General features: G+C 42.5%; 13 protein-coding genes. 6 read left to right on the top strand and 7 right to left on the bottom strand.

Translation table 11 applies throughout. The features are described 5' to 3' along the window. Positions 1-61: 61 nt before the first annotated feature. The 5 genes from H6G08_RS29410 to H6G08_RS29390 all read right to left on the bottom strand — a co-directional run bounded on the left by H6G08_RS29410 (position 62) and on the right by H6G08_RS29390 (position 3,858). On the bottom strand, positions 62-973 hold the full coding sequence (locus H6G08_RS29410; protein ID WP_190549555.1) for a HEAT repeat domain-containing protein: 912 nt from the start codon (positions 971-973) through the stop codon (positions 62-64). Between the two features lie 34 nt (positions 974-1,007). After that, positions 1,008-1,286 (bottom strand): DUF8630 family protein, encoded by a 279-nt coding sequence (locus tag H6G08_RS29405; RefSeq protein WP_096646460.1) that lies wholly within the window; start codon positions 1,284-1,286, stop codon positions 1,008-1,010. A gap of 147 nt (positions 1,287-1,433) precedes the next feature. Beyond that, positions 1,434-2,189, bottom strand: coding sequence for a phycoerythrobilin:ferredoxin oxidoreductase (locus H6G08_RS29400; protein WP_190549553.1), 756 nt, complete (start codon positions 2,187-2,189; stop codon positions 1,434-1,436). A gap of 167 nt (positions 2,190-2,356) precedes the next feature. After that, on the bottom strand, positions 2,357-3,088 hold the full coding sequence (locus H6G08_RS29395; RefSeq protein WP_190549551.1) for a 15,16-dihydrobiliverdin:ferredoxin oxidoreductase: 732 nt from the start codon (positions 3,086-3,088) through the stop codon (positions 2,357-2,359). 200 nt (positions 3,089-3,288) lie between these two features. Beyond that, positions 3,289-3,858 (bottom strand): phycobiliprotein lyase, encoded by a 570-nt coding sequence (locus H6G08_RS29390; protein WP_190549549.1) that lies wholly within the window; start codon positions 3,856-3,858, stop codon positions 3,289-3,291. A gap of 358 nt (positions 3,859-4,216) precedes the next feature. Between H6G08_RS29390 and H6G08_RS29385 the strand changes: the two genes are divergently transcribed. Continuing rightward, the gene (locus tag H6G08_RS29385; RefSeq protein WP_190549547.1) at positions 4,217-5,020 is read left to right on the top strand and encodes a pentapeptide repeat-containing protein; all 804 of its coding nucleotides are present in this window, start codon (positions 4,217-4,219) and stop codon (positions 5,018-5,020) included. A 450-nt stretch (positions 5,021-5,470) separates the two neighbouring features. On the opposite strand, the gene H6G08_RS29380 is transcribed toward H6G08_RS29385, so the two are convergent. Together H6G08_RS29380 and H6G08_RS29375 are read right to left on the bottom strand one after the other, a co-directional pair. Then, a complete protein-coding gene (locus H6G08_RS29380; protein ID WP_190549545.1) occupies positions 5,471-7,258 on the bottom strand; it encodes an ABC transporter ATP-binding protein in 1,788 nt (595 codons plus the stop codon). Next, the gene (locus tag H6G08_RS29375) at positions 7,255-8,997 is read right to left on the bottom strand and encodes an ABC transporter ATP-binding protein (protein ID WP_190549592.1); all 1,743 of its coding nucleotides are present in this window, start codon (positions 8,995-8,997) and stop codon (positions 7,255-7,257) included. Before H6G08_RS29375 ends, H6G08_RS29380 begins: the two co-directional genes overlap by 4 nt. Positions 8,998-10,093: 1,096 nt before the next feature. Between H6G08_RS29375 and H6G08_RS29370 the strand changes: the two genes are divergently transcribed. The 5 genes from H6G08_RS29370 (at position 10,094) to H6G08_RS29350 (ending at position 19,053) form a co-directional block, all read left to right on the top strand. Then, positions 10,094-11,269 (top strand): PAS domain S-box protein, encoded by a 1,176-nt coding sequence (locus tag H6G08_RS29370; RefSeq protein ID WP_190549543.1) that lies wholly within the window; start codon positions 10,094-10,096, stop codon positions 11,267-11,269. Between the two features lie 803 nt (positions 11,270-12,072). Continuing rightward, positions 12,073-16,290, top strand: coding sequence for a chemotaxis protein CheB (locus H6G08_RS29365; RefSeq protein ID WP_190549541.1), 4,218 nt, complete (start codon positions 12,073-12,075; stop codon positions 16,288-16,290). A 259-nt stretch (positions 16,291-16,549) separates the two neighbouring features. Next, entirely contained in the window at positions 16,550-18,265 is a 1,716-nt protein-coding gene (locus H6G08_RS29360) for an N-acyl-D-amino-acid deacylase family protein (protein WP_190549539.1), read from the top strand. 253 nt (positions 18,266-18,518) lie between these two features. After that, the gene (locus tag H6G08_RS29355; RefSeq protein ID WP_190549537.1) at positions 18,519-18,797 is read left to right on the top strand and encodes a hypothetical protein; all 279 of its coding nucleotides are present in this window, start codon (positions 18,519-18,521) and stop codon (positions 18,795-18,797) included. Next, complete coding sequence (locus H6G08_RS29350; protein WP_190549535.1) at positions 18,790-19,053, top strand: type II toxin-antitoxin system RelE family toxin; 264 nt, start codon at positions 18,790-18,792, stop codon at positions 19,051-19,053. Before H6G08_RS29355 ends, H6G08_RS29350 begins: the two co-directional genes overlap by 8 nt. Positions 19,054-19,483: the final 430 nt, after the last annotated feature.

Below are 19,483 nucleotides of genomic sequence, written 5' to 3'. Positions count from 1 at the left end.
CATACTGTGCCTAACTGCTTGTGGTATTGCAAAGTTTGCTAGTAGCCGCTGACCAGAATCTTTACCAATCATCTTCTTGTGACTGGCGTTCAATTTGGGCGATCGCTAATTTCGCTAAAATCCGCACTACTTCCTGTTCATCATTGAGTAGCGCCTGTAATGGTTCATTAGCTGCGCGATCGCCAATTTTACCCAGAGAATTAATTGCGGCTTTTCTCACATCCAAATCAGAATCGTGAAGTGCCAGAATTAAATGCGGTACAGAGGGAGGATAATTCACTTGTCCCAAGGCGGCGGCGGCTTCTGTGCGAATTAGCGCTTCTGGATCTGTCAAAGCAGAAACCAGCAAGTTGCAAGACTTTTCATCTGACTGTTCTTGGGCTACATGACCCAAAGCACCAATCACGGCACATCTTACATCTAAAGAGGCAGCATTTAATGCTTTATATAGATAATCTGCTGCTTCTGAGCCAATAAACGCCAAAGCCCATGCAGCATGACCTTTAATATCTTGGGGATGTTCATCTGATGCTAAAATGTCAAGCAACGCTGGTACAGAAGCTTCTCCTGTCCTAGCTAACGCCCCTGCGGCTGAACTTCTGACTACCGTATCTTCATCATTCAGAAAAGCCTGAAGCAAGTCTGGTACAGCACGAGGATCGGCAATGATGGTGAGTGTTTTAGCAGCAGCCCGTCGCACCACTACATTAGAATGATTTTTCAGCGCTTCTATGAGAAATGGTGTTGCAGCTTCACCAATTTCACCCAAAGTTTCCGCAAACCGCAGTCGCACTAATCCTCGCGGATCTCCTAAACCCTCTACGAGTTGCTTGAGAACTGTTTCATCTGTAGCATCGAAGATTTCTAGTGAAATCTGCTCATTTACTCTTTGAACCAAAGCATCATTTTCAGCTTGTACTCGCAGGATGGAATCGTTCACCCCTGGAGTGTCAATATTGAGCGATTGACTCATCACAAATTCCCTATCACCGTTATTTTGAAAGCCTCTAATTACCAGATGTCAAAGCAGATTGCTGCTGACGTAGCGACTCTAGAGTAGCGTCTATCTGGGTAAGTTGAGGTTGCAGGCTAGCAAGGGCTTGTGCCTTCATCACTTTAGCCTTTTGTGCCATTGACAAGGTATCGTTAACCAGACGTTCCCGATATTGTTCTAATTCTGCGATCGCTAGAGTCAATTCTTCGGAGTCAGTTTGAGCGTTTGCTGTGAGTTCTGTAGTGTCAGACATATCTGTTTTATTTGCTAAAAGTAGTTTTAAAATGCCCATGTTAAATTTTCTCAGATTTCAGTGACTAAAGCATAGGAAAATGGGCATGGGGCATTGGGCATGGGCATTGGGCAGAGACGCGATTAATCGCGTCTCTACAATTTTCATTTATCTTCCTTGTCCCCCTGCTCCCTGCCCCTCTGCTTCTTAGCCCCTAGCTCCTGATAATGCGAGTTTTCTTTCCAAATCGAAGAGGAAGCCGTGAATATATTCTTCTGTCCACTCAGTACCGTAAAAACGGGTGAACATTCCTCTTGCTGGATCTTTTTCGGCGCGGTAGCGGAGATAACGAAGTTGGGCTTGTTCAATTTCGGCTAAATATTTGGAGTCGGTGACGGGTTGTGCTTGGTCAACAAAATCTAGGTAGGCTTGGAGATAGGCTTTAAAAGCTGCAAATACATGGGTTTCTACTACCTCGGTTTGCTGGGGGCGCGTCCAGAGAAAGGCGGGTGAGAAAAAGGGCTGGGCTTCTTCGGGGAAGTCCCCGCCCCAAGGGAGATGCTGCTGATGCGTCTGGAAAATTGGCAGGATAGGTTGGGTATACTTGGCCTGATATCCTAAATCATCGCGAAATAGGGGTTGCATATCGAGGGCGATTAAGTGTCCTCCGGGTAAGGTGACTAAATCTGCACCAAAGAAGGGTAAATCATAATTCAGGTGAGGAAAAATGACGAAGTTTAACACCTGAAGTGAGTTACCTCCCTGTACGTGGGCGGCTCGAATTTGCCGGAGTTTGCTAGTTTGATAGGCGTAGCTAGTTGTTAAAACTTCTTCTTGATGTTTGCCTTTACCTACTGTTGCTTGTTTGGACTCAAAGCCAGCAGGAATAGGATAAGACTGCAAATTTAAACGATTCTGTAAAAGCGCGATCGCGTAATCTAAAAATGGCTGATAGAGAGTCAACTTCGCTTCGCTCCAAATTCAAAATGAACAATCACCGGATTTTGTTGTGGTGATGTAGATTTAAATCTTTCAAAACCTACACAATAACAACTGAAAAATAAACCGCAGAGGGCGCAGAGTCCACAGAGGAATAAGAGTTTGAGAGGTTTTGTGCTTAAATCCTATCTCTATTTGGTTGCTACAGCTGCTAATGGCACAGCATCCTCAAATAAAAATTCATGTAAAAATCGTTCTGACCATTGATGACCAAAGTAGCTGCTGAATAATCCAGATGCAGGATCGCGATCGGCACTATATTGGTCGTAGTCTTTTTGTGCTTTGACAATCCGTTGAATATCTGACTGATCGATCAGAGGTTTGGCTTGGGCTAGCATCTTCCAATACAAGTTTAGATAGTCTTTGAAGGCTGCAAATACCCTCGTTTTGACTGTTTCGGCATCGGTTTTGGCAAATAACAGATATTTTGAGAAGTACTGATTAGCGTCATAAAATTTCATTTCCAGATTTTGCGCCAAGTCTGGATACTTATCGCGCAATGTCTGCAATGGGTAGATGTACTTCCTCAAGTAGGCTTCATCTTGAAATAGAGGCTGGAAATCCATCACAATCAGGTTTTTCACTTGTCCGAAAGACAGAAAGTCAATGCCGAGTAAGGGCAAATCGTAGTGATGACTGGGATAAATCACACTATTAAAGATTTGAGCGCTTGCGCCTGCATCGATATATGTATAGCGGATTTTGCGTAATTCTGGGCATTGATAACACCAACTTTGAATTGTGGCGGGATTTCTGCCGCGATCGCTCACCTGATACTCTAGTCCGGAGGGAATCGGACGACTCTCTAATGTAAACCGTTGCAAAAGCGATTGTTCCAGATGCTCAAGGAAGCACTTATACATAAAAGTTAGAGACTAATTTGCCTTAATCCCAGAGAATAGAGGATTCGCAGATTCGCCGTCTCGAATATATTAAACAAAGTAACGATCCTTAACGTTAGCCGGAAGCGATCGCGCAATACCTAGAGGATGCGATCGCCCAAAAACTACAGGATATTCTGCCCAAGAACTATCTGATATAGACTTTATAGGGCTGCTCTAGATCAATTGTGTTCTACCATTTGCGCTAAATTTGTCTCAGTTAAATAGCGTCGCTCAGAGCAATAAGTCATTAAATATACGCCATTCAACATTCGCACCGTGCTTACACGTACCCGAAAATCATCAGTCATAAACCAGCAACGTTCCTGTCCCTGGTTGGTTTCATATTCGGTATCGATGGTTAAAATGCCGTCTTGTCCGAACCAATAACGGCTAACTACAGGAATTTTTTCCACATAGCCTTGGTTCCGCAGCAATTTTCCCGATCGCCCTGTCTCATCATCTGGTACATCAATTAAAACAGCCGCACGTTCCGGATCGGGTTTGCGATCGTCGTCATGTTCTTGCCACATAAAGCTAGCGCCGCCCTTAGCCTTGGCTGGATCGATTCCTTGCGCTTCACATATAGCTTTTACTCTGGGATCTTGGACTGTAATTACTCCCACATACAGCTTTGATTCTCCCGACTGATCCGCCACCGCATCAAAGTGATGCACCGTACGCTGAGTAAACCAAACTCCTTCACTCTTATGAAAAAACTCCATCATGGTCATTGGTTGTACAAAAGGCATAGCTGATCCTCAAACAATTTTGGATTTTGGATTTTAGATTAACTCCAAGCAAAGACATAAATAAACCACATCTATTTTGAGAACCATAGTTTTAAAAGTAGTGGGAGCATCTTGCTCCCTGGTGGTAGTAGCGGGCAAGATGCCCGCACTACTCCTGGTTTCAAAATGGACGAGGTTTAATTGTGGATGTGAGAATTGTTCCGCGTAGCTTGCTTCTGACGGAGCGAAAATGAATTAGTTTGCTATCAGACCCTTTTAAATTGTGAATCTTCAATTCAAAATCCAAAATTTAAAATCTAAAATTCGGGTAGATATATCGCGGTACAATACCCCTACAATAATCTCACAATTTCAATTCATGATCGGCAGAGAGACTCAAAAGACACCTCTAGATGTTTTGGCTGTCCTCAAGGCGGGAATTGCTCTGACGCAAGCAGATTTATATCAATTCAACCTCAGTGGTTTAGAACTGCAAAGAGCTAATTTACATCAAGCTATTTTGATTCGCGCCAATCTGAGCAAAGCGGATTTGAGTGCAGCAGATCTCAGTGGCGCTGATTTACGAGCAGCAGATCTCAGTCATGCAATTTTAACAGATGCTAATTTACAGGCAGCTTGTATGTACAGAGTAGATCTCAGTGGTGCGGATTTACGAGGAGCTAATTTGACCGATACCAAGCTGCTAGGCGCGAGATATGATAGCCAAACCTTGTTTCCTGAAGGCTTTAATTACAAATCTTCGGGAGCTATTGGGCCTAATGCCTATTTGAATGGTGCCCAATTAAATACAGCTAACTTGCGTCATGCTGATTTACAGGGTGCAAGTATGTTGGGTGCTTATTTAGGGGGAGCGGATCTAACTCGTGCGAATCTTCAAGGAGCAAGATTAAGTCAGGCTGATTTGCGCAAAGCCTGGTTACCGGGAGTATGTTTACGTAATGCGCGGTTAAATGGAGCCAATTTAGCCGGTGCTGATTTACGCGCAGCAGACTTGACTGGCGTGGAATTTGAGCAACTAGAAAGCATTGCTGGGGCAGATTTTACCCATGTTCAGGGACTAAGTGAGGAGATGCGATCGCGCCTTTTAAGCCAACCAGCACAAGAGCTAGATACACCTCATGCTTTAACCCGTCGTACCACACGCGCCAGCCTGGAAACTTGATCGCATTTATAGTGGGGGCATTGGGCATTGGGCATTGGGCATTGGGCATGGGGCAAAGGCTTCACCTTATACCATTTTGGATTTTAGATTTTAGATTTTGGATTGTGAAACATTTATTGGATAAGCGTTTCAGATTTCCATCTGTCGCAATCATTTTTCAAATTGGTATTACAGCTATTTTCAGGTACATGAACCACAATTTTATATCTCACGCATACCGCCAAAGGCGGAACCCGAAGGGTAGGCGCAAAGGCGAGGCAGTGCGCCCTTGCGGTTTCCCGACTTGTTCGCTGAAAGCGTTCCCGAAGGGTAGCAACTGCCGTTGCAAACTAACAAAGAAATACAGATATCAGCCTGTGGTCTAAATATATGAAAACTGCTGTAAAGTATCAGCCAGATAGGTATAGGGAAGAAATTACCAATGCCCAATGCCCAATGCCCAATGCCCAACTAAACTGATGTTGTGGCTGCACCTAATTGCAGGGCGTATAGGTTGGCATAGACACCTTGCTCGGCAATCAGTTCGGTATGGGTTCCCCGTTCAACGATTTGTCCTTGCTGGATGACTAGCACTTGGTCGGCTTGGGTAACAGTACTGAGACGGTGGGCAATTACGAAACTAGTACGACCTTTTAATAAACGGGCGATCGCATTTTGGACTAAAGCTTCGGTACGTGTATCTATACTACTAGTAGCTTCATCCAAAATCAAAATTTTCGGGTTAATCAATACCGCACGGGCAATACTAATCAGTTGGCGTTGTCCTTGGCTGAGAGGTGCGCCTCTTTCGCCTAGTTGAGTGCTGTAACCGTGAGGTAATGAGGTAATAAATTCATGGACATTCGCCATCTGTGCCGCCGCTTCAATTTCCGCTTGGGTAGCATGAGGCAAACCAAAAGCGATATTTTCCGCCACAGTGCCGCTAAATAAAATATTATCTTGCAGCACTATGCCAATTTGTCGGCGTAAACTGGCTTGGGTAACACTCCGCACATCAATGCCATCAATTTCTACTGCGCCTTCCGAGACATCATAAAACCGCAGAATTAAGTTAATAATCGTCGTTTTGCCTGAGCCTGTGGGGCCGACTAAGGCAATCATTTGCCCTGGTTTAGCTTGTAAATTTACACCTTTCAGCACCATTTGGTTGGGGTTATAGCCAAATTTAACATCAACAAAAGTTACCTCACCTTGAATTTCTGGCATTTCCGTCGCATTGGCGGCATCTTTCAGTTGAGATGGTTCATCTAGCAGAAAGAAAATTCGCTCTAAGCCAGCAAAGGCTGATTGTGCTTGGGTGTAAAATTGGCTAAGGATTTGGATCGGGCGAAAGAATTGCTGCACATACAATAAAAATGATGTGACTACACCCACAGTTGCGCCGCCAGTCACAGCCAAATAACCACCATAAGCCAAAACCCCAGCAGTTGCTAAGGTATTGAGAAAATCAATTGATGGTAAAAATGCCGCAGTAATAGCGACAGCTTCCACATTAGCGTCGCGGTTGGCGGCGTTGAGGATATCGAATTCGGCAATGTTAAGATGTACGCGATTAAAGGCTTGAGCTTCCCGCACACTACCAATATCTTCTTCTAGCTTGGCGGAAAGTTCGCCGATAGTTTCTCTGGTAACCCGAAATTTATCTCTAGCCCAGCGCGCAAACAAGCTGGTAGTGATAATCATCACGGGGACAACGAGGTTGCTTAATAAACCCAGTTGCAGATTAATTGCCAGCATCGCAATCACAATACCTACCAAGCTGAAAATGTTACCTAGCATTTGAGCGATTGTCTGTCCAAATGCCTGATTTACCGTGTTAACATCATTCAGCAGACGGCTCATTAAATCGCCGGCTTCGCTGCGGTCAAAAAAGCTTAATGGTAAACTTTGAATTTTCAGAAAAATATCTTGTCGCAATTGTGCCAACAAGCGCTGCATAATCCAACCGACGCGCATAATTTGACCACGAATTGCCAAAATACCCAGACTATAAATTAGCGCTAGTAAGAGTAATAACAGCAGTAAATCCTGTAAATTACCTTTGGCAATTAAGTTATCAACAGACCAACCGAGTAAAAAAGGCCCGATCGCTTGTGTTGATGCACCAATTAAGACAAATGTCAAGGCTAGAGGAATTTCTTTGCGGTAAGGTTGGAAATATTGTACAAAGCGGCGCAAAGTGGAGACTTGATTAGTTGCTTGTTGCTCAGATGCAACAACTGGGCCCATACCTCTCATTTGTTCTCCTTTTGCTTGACTTGAGATTCCAAAATTACGCCGTAAAGCGGGCTGGTGCGCATCAATTGTTCATGGGTTCCTTGGGCGACTAAGCGTCCTTTATCAATTAAAAATATGCGATCGGCATTTTTGACTGTACTGATGCGTTGGGCTACGACAAAGGTGACACAGGCTTTTTGGCGCATGAAATTATCGAGTTCGGCTTGGATTTGGGCGGCTGTTTGAGCATCAACTGCAGAGGTACTGTCATCTAAGATGAGAATGCTGTAATCGGTGAGTAAGGTACGAGCGATCGCAATTCGCTGTTTTTGTCCTCCCGATAAACCTATACCCCTTTCCCCGACTATGGTTTCGTAGCTATCGGGTAGGCTGGTGATAAAATCATGAATCTGCGCAGTTTTGGCGACGGAAATCACTTCTGCCAAGCTGGCGTGGGGTTTAGCATAGGTGATATTCTCGCGGATGGTACCAGAGAATAAGGTGGTTTCTTGGAAGACGATGCCAATATGCGATCGCAAACTTTTTAAGCTAAAATCCCGCACATCTCGCCCATCGATGCGAATTGAGCCTGCGGTAACGTCATAAAAGCGGGGAATCAAGTTCATGATGGTGCTTTTACCGGAACCTGTCATGCCTAAGATGGCGATTAATTCTCTGGGCTTGGTTTCAAAAGATACACTTTTTAAGGCGGGGGTAGCGGCTCCGGGATAACGAAAGGAGACATTTTCAAAGGTGATTCTCCCACTGCAGGTATCAAATTCCACAGCATCAGCGCGATCGCGAATTTCCACTGCGGCGTCTACCACTTCATAAACTCGTTGGGCTGAAGCCGCCGCCGATGCGATCGCTGGAGCGGCAAAACCAATGAGTAAAATTGGTTGGAGAATTAATACTAAATAAGAGTTAAAAGCTACGAGTTCGCCAATGGAAAAATTATTATTAATTACCTGCGCTCCTCCATAGGCAAACACAGCCAAAGTTACCAAGTTACTCAGCAAGAAAATAAAGGGGAAAGTATTATGAATAGCGTCAATGGTCTTCATATTCGCTTTGACCAGGCTATCATTGAGTGCGGTGTAACGCGACTTTTCCGCCGACTCCCGCACGAAAGCTTTAACTACCCTAATTCCTAATAAATTCTCTTGCAAGATAGCATTTAAATTACCTAATTGTTCTTGTACTTGTCCAAATAGTTTTTGATTGCGGGTGATAAATCTTGCCATTAACCAGCCGGAAATTGGCACTACTGTTAAAGTAATTAATGCCAATTGCCAATTCATAATTAACAGCACAACCGCAATACTAACTAATGTCACCACTGCACCGATGACTTGAATTAAGCTAGTACCAATAAAGGTGCGGATTTGCTCGATGTCACTGGTAACGCGAGTTAATAGCTGGGAAGTTTGCGAGCGATCGTGATAGCTAAAACTCAGGTTTTGAATTTTGCTAAAAATCTTATTGCGTAAATCATAGGCTACACCTTGGGAAGCGGCTTCCGCCCAGTAGCTTTGTCCAAAATTAAACAAACCCCGTGCGATCGCTGCTACTACCATCCAAGCTGCACTGTAAAGTACAATTTGCAAATTGCGCGGTACAATTCCGCCATCGATTCCCCAGCGAAATAATTGGGGGGTAACGGCGTTCGCAACTGTCAAAAGTAAGAGACTTAATAAAGCTCCTACAGAAATCCACCGGTAGTTGCTCAAGCTCCCCAGCACTCGCCGGATCGCTTGCATCGACGAATTTTCAGTGAGTTCTGATTGTGGTCGCAATGAAATTCACCCCTGTATCTTTTAAAGATTATCTCCCATATTCATACAAGAGTGGCTTGGCTTTAATATAGTCATTAGTCATTAGTCATTAGTCATTGGTAAGGGACTTCCAGAGGATAAATTACCCAATTTATTTCAGGAGATTTTTGTTTACTCCCCCTGCTCCCTGCCCCCTGCCCCTCTGCCTACATAGCCATTGGTTATTTTTTAAATTGGAAGTCCCTAATGAGTGCAAGTCTATTTACGTTTTGTAATATAGTTTGGTTTACTACAATTATTCTAAATCCGCTTATATGCTCTGGTGTAAAAAATTTTTCTCCCATAACCATCTGAGCTATTCTTTTGTTAAATAAATCACTAAATAGGTATTAATATTGCTTAAGCACTTTTGATTATTGTTAAGTTAAAATCAACTACATAAATAATACTGAAAGTGTCTAAATCCAAGTATAGCAATGGGTTGATGAGATAATTTACACTAGAAATAAACATAAAATTAACTTAATTACTATATAAAATAAATTGCTTTGTTACAGAGTAAAATGTAGCATTAATGACAGTAAAACTTAATAAATATATATGTCTTCAGGCTAGATATTCTGTGTTAGTAATCTATTAATGTAGAAATAAAGAAATCACAAAACCTTCTTTACCCTATTTCTTTTAAATATGAAGTAGGAATTTATGAAACTTTTAAAAACAACTAACTGGAAAATACTACTTTGACAAACATCAATCTCCATACCCCCAAGCCCTATAACCGATGCCCTATGCCCAACATCTGATGAGTTATTAGCTACAAACGTACATTTTGACACTTCATTAAATAAATGTGGTGTTTTTGGTACACTATGTTATTATTAATTCTTTGAAGAGCCTAACTTACACGCAAATCTAAAGCAATTATTGAGCTATAGATTTAGTTAGTGTTTGTGCATAAATTTGCACAAACGATCCAGTATAAAAGATTTTTAATAAAAATTTGATTTTGTTATGATATTAAATGTTTTTTCTTCCTAGCGTTCAAACTTAGTTAACAACTGCAACAAGAGAGAAGCCAATGAACCTAGAGCTGTTCTTCCAACGCACAGAAGTCTTGCACAAGCGGTTAGCAGATTTATATCAAACTGCTACTATTCTGCCTTGGATGCCATCGGAAATGCTACCCCAAGCATTTGCGGAACTTCATCACAGTTCAAAAACATTGCAGTTGGCGGTTGAAGAACTATATCAGCAAAATGAAGAACTAATCCAAACACAAAATTTTTTAGAAACCGAACGCCAACGTTATCAAGATTTATTCGATACAGCGCCAGATGGTTATTTAGTCAGTAACGCCTCAGGTATCATCTGTGAAGCTAACCCAATGGCTGCTAAATTACTCAATGTTTCTCAACAATTTTTAGTTGGTAAGCCAATTATTAATTTTGTTCCCATCGAAGAACGTCAGCAATTGCGGACGGAAATTAACCGCTTAGAAGAATCTGATAGAAATACAGAATTATTAATTAACTTGCAACAACGTCATGGTGATATTTTTAATGCGGCGTTAACAGTTTCAGCTATTCGCAATGCACAGGGTAAAGTAATTTCTCTCAACTGGTTAATTAGGAATATAACTGAACGCCAGAAATGGGAATCAGCAGGAATGAAAAATGTTAGCGGCGTTATCAGAGATCAGCGCTTATATAAATATGATAAGGGAGACAATATTAGTCTCAACCCGCTACAGATTTTACAAGTTAGTCGAGGTTGGGTAAAACTTAGTACTTTCTGTGAAACAGGCGAAGAAGTACTCATTGGTTTAGTTGGCTCTGGGATGATATTTGGTGCTAGCATGACTTCTCTAAAAATTTACCAAGCCATCGCTTTATCAGAAGTAGAATTACAATCGATTCATGTCTCAGAAATTGCTGCTTCTCCGCCACTTAGCCATAACTTTTTACCGAAAATTAATGAACGATTGCAGCAAACAGAATATTTACTAGCAATTTCTGGTAAGCGCCAAGTAGAAGAAAGATTATCTTACTTTTTAGAATTTCTCAAACAAGAAATTGGCGAACCTGTGGCAGAAGGAACGCGGTTAAATGTGCGTTTAACTCATGAAGATATTGCTAGTGCTTGTTGTGCAAATAGAGTGACAATTACCCGCTTTATGAGCAAATTAAAGCAAGAAGGTAAGATTAGTTTTGATAGTCGCAAACACATGATTTTAAAAGATGTCATTTGCTCATAATTAGTCAGCAGTTATATGACAAAGCCTATTTTTAAATATTTATGTAGGGTGTGTTGTCGCGCAGCGCAACGCACCTTGTTTATATTGATTAACTAATATCAATTTAAATAATGTTTGCAGCATATCAATCTATTCTAGAGGGCATGGCATTGCCCATCGGTGTCAACTTAAGGTAAAAATAGCCTCTGTACAAGCGTCATCCGCCTTGGAATGAATTCCAAGGCTAATAGTCCAAGTCTACTGAAGTAGACTGAAGATTTTGCCGCATATTTTAGTCATCTTGAGATGACTTTAGCTATTAGCAAGGAACTTCAGTTCCTTGCGGTAACCGGGTTGTGCGTTAAGTTGACACCTATGGGCATTGCCATATTCTTACTGTTATATTCTTGTTTTAAATTGCAATGAGAATTTACAACAGATTGCCAGTTATGATTGTAGGGGCACTGGCACTGCCATGCCCCGAAGCGCTGACTGGGCAACGCTTATCCTAATTAAACTTAAATATTTAAACATTCTTGATCGGTGCGTTGCGCTACGCGACAACACACCCTAAGAAGACTAATATTTGTTAACTGGATGTCGATACCACAGTCAAGATAAATTTGTCTAGCAAATCAGGATAAAATAATAACATCAAGCTTGACCAAAATTAAGTTTCTATGTGATTTAATGCACAAATCTTGCTAAAAACTTAAAGCTTCAGTTCGCTAGTTAATTGGACATAATATCTGATAAAGTGCAAAGCATATCTGTAGTTTTAATTGCTGAATATTTAACATCCCCCAGTATTAATTACCCACACCATGACCTCTAGGCGTTCTGCTAAAAAATCTCCATCTAATTCTTCGGCTCGTCAATCTACAAATGAAGAACAAGACAATCATGACAATACATTATTTCCTATAGTGGGAATGGGCGCTTCGGCGGGTGGGTTAGATGCTTTTACGGAATTACTCAGCCATTTACCAAATGATACGGGGATGGCGTTTGTATTAGTTCAGCACTTGAGTCCCCATCAAAAAAGTTTGTTGAGTGAAATTTTGTCTCGCTCAACTAATATGCCTGTGCGGGAAGTACAGAATGGTATGGTTGTGGAACCGAATCACGTATATGTGATTCCGCCAAATGCGAAAATGACTGTTTCTCAGGGAGTGTTGCAACTGACTCCCAGGGAGAAAACTTATGGTTTGTTTATGTCGGTGGATGCTTTCTTGATTTCTTTAGCAGAAGAGCGGGGAAATAAAGCCATTGGCATAGTGCTGTCGGGAAGCGATGGCGATGGGGCAAGGGGGTTAGAATTTATTAAAGAAGCTGGTGGTATTACCTTTGCGCAGTGTCAAGACTCGGCAAAAGTTACTGGTATGCCAAACACGGCTGTAGCTTCGGGTAATGTGGATTTTATTTTGACTCCGCGAGAAATTGCTGAGGAACTAGCAAAACTCAGCCGCCATCCTTATATTCAACGCCAGCCACCAGCCGCAACAACGGAAGTATCTGAGCCAATCCCAACTAACAGCGATGCTATCTCAACTATCTTTAGTTTATTGCGGGCGGCTACGGGGGTAGACTTTAACCACTACAAACAAACTACTCTCAAGCGGCGAATTTTGCGGCGGATGATTTTGTATAAGCTGGAAAGATTGGAAGATTACGTCCGCTATTTGGTGGAAAATCCGGCAGAGGTTTTGGCACTGTATCAAGATATGCTGATTACAGTGACGAGTTTTTTCCGCGATCGCGAATCTTTTGACGCTTTAAAAACCAAAGTCTTCCCCATTATTACCCAAAACCATACCCCAGATTCACCGATTCGGATTTGGGTAGCGGGATGTTCCACCGGTCAAGAAGCTTACTCGATAGCTATTTGCTTGCTGGAGTTTTTGGGAAATCAAGTAATTAATACAACTATCCAAATTTTTGCTACAGATATTAGTGAGGCAGTAATTGAAATTGCGCGGATTGGGATTTATACACCCAGTCAAGTAGCCGAAGTTTCTGCCGAACGCCTACAGCGCTTTTTTGTGCAAGTAGAAGGTGGTTACCAAATTAGCAAGCCAGTGCGGGAGTTATGTATTTTCGCCAGACAAAACTTAATTGCTGATCCGCCTTTTTCTCACTTAGATTTAATTACCTGCCGCAACGTGCTAATTTATTTGGGCAGCGCGGTGCAGAAGAAAGTTCTACCCGTGTTTCATTATGGTCTCAAGTCTAGTGGCTTTTTAATGTTAGGCACTTCCGAGACTGTAGGGGAATTTTCGGATTTATTTACTTTATTGGAGAGAAAGTCCAAGATATATAGCCGGAAAATGGCTCCAGCGCGGTTGGGTATAGATTTAATTGCTAATAACTATTCCCTCAAGGTCACTACTCCCCAGTTAACAGTGAGCGATAATACTTGGAATGAGATGGAAATGCAGAGAACTGCTGACCAAATCATTTTAAGTCAGTATGCTCCAGTTGGTGTGATTATTGACAATGATTTAGAAATACTCCAATTTCGCGGACAAACTAGTGCTTATCTGCAACCGCCAGCCGGCAGACCTAGCTTTAATTTGTTAAAGATGGCAAAAGAAGAACTGCGGTTAGAACTACGCACGGCGGTTCATCAAGCAAAACAGCGACAGGTACCAGTATGTAAAGAAGGTATCCAAATTTTTGAAAACGGTCAAGTGAGACTGGTAAAGGTGGATGTGGTACCGTTTAAAGCTCGCGGTGGGGAAGAACCCTATTTTTTAGTGATGTTTGCAGATATGCCAGCCTCAACAATTAATATAATACCAGAGAGCGATCGCACTTTAAAATCTCGCCGGGGTAAACAAGCAGCAGCAGAGCAGGAAACTAACGCCCTCAAGCAGGAGTTAGCCACCACGAAAGAGTATCTGCAATCAATTATTGAAGAACAGCAAGCCACTAATCAAAACCTCAGAGCTGCTAACGAAGAAATTCTTTCTAGCAATGAAGAATTGCAAAGTACCAATGAGGAATTAGAAACCGCTAAAGAAGAAATTCAAGCCACCAACGAAGAATTAAACACCATCAACGATGAATTGCAACGGCGCAATCTCGAATCTACCCAGGTAACCAACGATTTACAAAATTTACTCAGCAATATTAATATTCCCATCCTCATGTTGGGTGGCGATTTGCGGATTCGCCGCTTTACTCCAGTGGCGGGGAAAATTTTTAACCTAATTTCTACGGATGTTGGGCGACCAATCAGTGATATTAATCACAATTTAAATATTGATGATTTAGAAGAGCAAATTTTAGAAGTTATTGGTAACCTCAACCTCAAAACCCAGGAAGTACAAGACACTGAAGGACATTGGTACGATTTGCGCATCCGACCTTACCGGACAATCGATCATAAAATTGACGGTGCCGTAGTAGTATTAGTTGATATTGACGCCCTAAAACGCAGCGCCGAACAGCTACGCGCCTCCAGAGATTACGCCGAGGCGATTGTGGATACCGTGCGGGAATCGATTGTGGTGCTAGATTTAGATTTACGGGTAGTCAAAGCCAATCGCAGTTTTTACGAAACCTTTCAAGTACTACCACCAGAAACCGAACAGCGCTTAATATTTGAACTGGGTAATGGTCAGTGGAATATTCCGTTATTGCGATCGCTCCTACAAGATGTTATCCCCAGCAACGCCCCATTTCAAGATTTAGAAGTCGAGCATAACTTTGAGTCTATTGGGCACAAAATTATGCGGCTAAATGCGCGAAGAATGCCGCAAATTGAGAATATGCAATTAATTCTCTTAGTTATTGAAGATATTACCCAACAAAAGCAACTCGAAGTTGAACGCATTCAGTTATTAACTCAAGAACAATCAGCTCGCACCGCCGCCGAAACCGCCAACCGCGCCAAAGATGAATTTTTATCAATTTTGTCTCACGAACTCCGCAACCCCCTAAACTCCTTACTAGGGTGGGCGCAAATGCTACAACGGCCAGATATCACACCGGAGATAATTAATCAAGGACTAGCAGCAATTGAGCGTAGTGCCATCGCTCAGGCGCAGTTAATTGGCGATTTGCTAGATATTTCTCGCATCAGCGCTGGTAGGCTGCGTCTGGATGCAGAATTCATGGAATTAGTACCTGTAATTAACGCCGCCATTGAAGTTGTCAGGATTTCTGCTGAAGCCAAAAATATTCAAATTGTCACTCGGCTAGATAGCACAGACAGAAGAATTAACGGCGATTCTACCCGCTTACAACAGGTAATGTGGAATTTACTATCTAACGCGATTAAATTTACTCCAGCCGAGGGCAGAATTGAGATTATTTTAGATTACAGTGATGTTCACGCTCAAATTCAAGTCAGCGATACAGGGCAAGGTATTACACCTGAATTTCTTCCTTATATTTTCGAGCGCTTCCGCCAAGCTGACGGTACCAGAAGACGCACCAACCCTGGTTTAGGGCTAGGACTTTCCATCGTGCGTCATTTAGTTGAACTTCACGGCGGTACAGTAGAAGCCGAAAGCCCCGGAGAAGGACAAGGGGCAACTTTTACAGTTAGACTACCTTTGCAAACTCAGTTAAGCGCAAATTTCGAGCCAACAGTTAACCAGTTAGTTTTTCCCAACCAGCCAGAACAATCCTTAGAAAATCTCCCCTCATTAACAGGTTTGCGGGTTTTAGTCGTCGATGACGAAGCAGATATTCGCGATTTATTTTCCCTTACCCTAGAGCAGTACGGAGTCATAGTCACCGCCGTAGCCTCAGCTAATGCTGCTTTATCTACCTTAATGGCTAACCCCACTGGTTATGATGTGTTGCTATCTGACATTGGCTTACCAGAACAAGACGGTTATGATTTAATCCGTCAAATCAGAGCAATGGATGCGGAAGCAGGCGGACAAATTCCCGCCGCCGCCCTCACCGCCTATGCAGCCGAAGCCGAACAAGCCCAAGCCCTCGCCGCCGGATTTCAAATGCACATCGCCAAACCCATTGAACCGGAGCGATTATTATTTATTGTTGCCGCCTTGGGGGGGAGGGGGTAGGGGACAAAAAATTCAAAATTCAAAATTCAAAATTCAAAATTAAGAATTTTACTATCTCGTTTCCAGCCTCCGGCTGGAAATGCGTATTGCGAGGCTCTGCCTCGTCTTCTGATAAATTGAGGCGGAGCCTCACAATCATCGCTCCCACGCAGAGCATGGGAGCCAGTTAAAAAAAATTCAAAATTCAAAATTCAAAATTCAAAATGAAGAATTTTATTTGACTTTTTCCCAATGACAAATGACAAATGACAAATGACAAATGAATTTAGATTTACTAATTCAAAACGGGTTAATTTTTGATGGTTTAGGCTCTGCGCCTGTGCGGGGGGATGTGGGGATTAAAAATGGCAAGATTTTTGCTATCTCTCCCGCCATATCTACCCCAGCAAAAGAAATAGTTGATGCCTCTGGGTTGTGGGTGACGCCGGGATTTATTGATATTCATACGCACTACGATTTAGAGTTGGAAATTGCCCCAGGATTAAGTGAATCGGTGCGTCATGGAGTGACTAGCGTAGTTATTGGTAATTGTAGTTTGTCAATTGCCATTGGTGAACCGCAAGTTCTCGCAGATATTTTTCAAAGGGTAGAGACGCTTTCCCATCGCTTAATTAGCAAATGGTTGAATAAATCTCTGGCTTGGCAAACACCAGGAGAATATTTACAACATTTACAACAGTTACCACTAGGCCCCAATGTAGCACCATTATTGGGACATAGTGCTTTACGCGCTTACGTCATGGGATTGGAACGCAGTTTAACTGTACAGCCGAGCAAATTTGAACTCAAACTCATGCAGCGCATTACCGCCGATGCTTTAGATGCGGGCTTTGTTGGCGTTTCTATTGATATGTTTCCTTGGCACCGCATGAGCGGAGAATGGCAAGGTTATACTATTCCTTCCCAACATGCCAAATTTAGGGAATATGCAATGTTAGCAAATTTGTGTAAAAAACGCGATCGCGTGTTTCAAGTCACGCCCAATTTACACAAGCTAAATTCTTTTGTAGATATTCTGCGCATGGGTTCTGGCTTTGGTAAACCACTGCGGCTGACAATTCTTTCGGCTTTAGATGCTGTGCATAATCGCCAACTCTGGCGCATATTTGCCCCTATCTTATTTATTTGGAATCGCCTGCTTAACGGTAACGTGCGCTTGCAAACCTTAACTGAACCCTTTACCATTTACTCAGATGGCCCTGTTACCCCCTTATTTGAAGAATTCCCTACAGGCGCACAGCTCAACGGTTGTAAATCTCGCCAGGAAAGACAACAATTATGGCGTTCGGCAAGTTTTTGCGCTCAATTTCGCCAAGAATGGCTGAATAAACAGCTTAAATCATTTCATCGGCAATTAGAATTAATGGAAGTGGTTAATTGTCCTGATGCCAGTTGGCAAGGTTTAAATTTTGCCGAAATCGCCCGCCGCCAAAAGCAAGAACCGATAGATTTATTTATACAAGCTTTACAAGAATACGATACAGACTTGCGCTGGGTAGCTACAGGCGCAAACGACCGCTTAAAGCCACGGTTAGCCATGATGCAGCATCCCCATATCTTCCCAGGATTTACTGATGCAGGTGCTCACGTGCGTAACCTGGGTTACTATGATGGCGCTTTGTCTTTACTCAAGCAAGCAGTGACAACCAAATTTCTCACCCCAGAAGCGGCGATTTCTCGCGTTACCGGCGAACCAGCAGCTTGGTTTCGGCTAAATACGGGAGTGCTAAAAGTAGGTGCGAAAGCCGATATATTATTACTCAATCCCCATGCCTTAAATCAACCCATCAGTCCCCAAGTAGAAATCTTAGATCCCCTGTTAGATAACGAACCGCGCATAGTCAAACGTGGTTCCGACGAGATTGTGCAAGCAGTGTATATTAATGGAGTGAGGGTTTTTGCTGAGGGTAAAATAGGCGATCGCTTAGGACGAGAAAAACTGGGAAGCGTTTTGTCACCATGTAAATCAAGCTAGTACAGCACGGCGTAAATAAACAGACCATTCAAAATCGACAAAACCCTTATTCTGTCTTAATTTTGAATTTTGAATTTTGAATTTTGAATTCCGCAGCATCTATGTTGAGTTTCTGAAATTCATGTTGGGTTTCGCAAAGCCTCAACCCAACCTACATCTAATGCACTATTTTAGTTATGTCAGTCCACTAGCTTGCCCTGAGACGGTGTTATTTTAGAATAGACACTAAACCTTGAATTTGCTCTCGTAGACAATGAATACTACAGATAACTCCCCAATTGAGGATCGAGAGTCAGCAGTTTTGGTATCTGTGACAGAACTACAGAGCCAACTTAATGAATTCATCAAGCAATTATCGCCAGAAAGATTACAAGTACTGACTGATTTTGCGTCTTATTTAGCAAATATTGAAAGCGAAGCCGCAACCCAAGAACTTTTAGCAATTCCGGGATTGCTAGAGCAAATCAAGCAAAATCAAGCCACCCCAAAAACTGAATACACAAACTGGAGAAACCTGCGTTCTGATGTATGAAGTTCTTCTCAATCCCGATGCGCAAAAGGTGTATATCAATGCTGACAAAACCTTAGCCAAAAAAATTGCTCGCTGTTTGCAGCAGCTAGAGCAAACTCCCCAGTCTCACCCCAATATCAAAGCCCTCAAGGGAGATTATGCAGGGTACTATCGTTATCGCATCGGAGATTACAGGGTAATCTATTCGATAGACGATGAACTGATGCAGGTATTTGTGGAAGCGATCGCCCATCGCAGTGAAGTGTATGATTTATAAGGGTTAAGAAGTAAGCGATCGCTTCAGGCACAAAAGACTGGCAAGCATTTGATAATCGTTAATTGTAGGGGCACTGGCACTGCCATGCCCCCAAGGGCGTAGTCTTTAATCACCATGCTATCAAATGTCACAAATAAGCGATCGCTTCAGACACAAAAGACTGGCAAGCGTTTGATAATCGTTAATTGTAGGGGCACTGGCACTGCCATGCCCCCAAGCGCGTAGTCTTTAATCACCATGCTATCAAATGCCACAACTAAGCGATCGCTTAGGGCGGGAAACATTAAGAAGCGTTTTGTCTCCGTCTTAAAAACTTCCAATTCAAATAATGTTTGCGACACATCAATATATTATAGGAGGGCAAGGCATTGCCCCTACAATCTGTCGCATTCTTGTTTCAAATTAATATTATTTTTCCCCCTGCTCCCTG

The sequence above is a fragment of the Calothrix anomala FACHB-343 genome (genome assembly GCF_014696435.1).
Lineage (GTDB): Bacteria > Cyanobacteriota > Cyanobacteriia > Cyanobacteriales > Nostocaceae > Aulosira > Aulosira anomala_A.
Note: the sequence above shows the minus strand (reverse complement) of the source record. Positions and strands in the feature narration are given on the sequence as shown.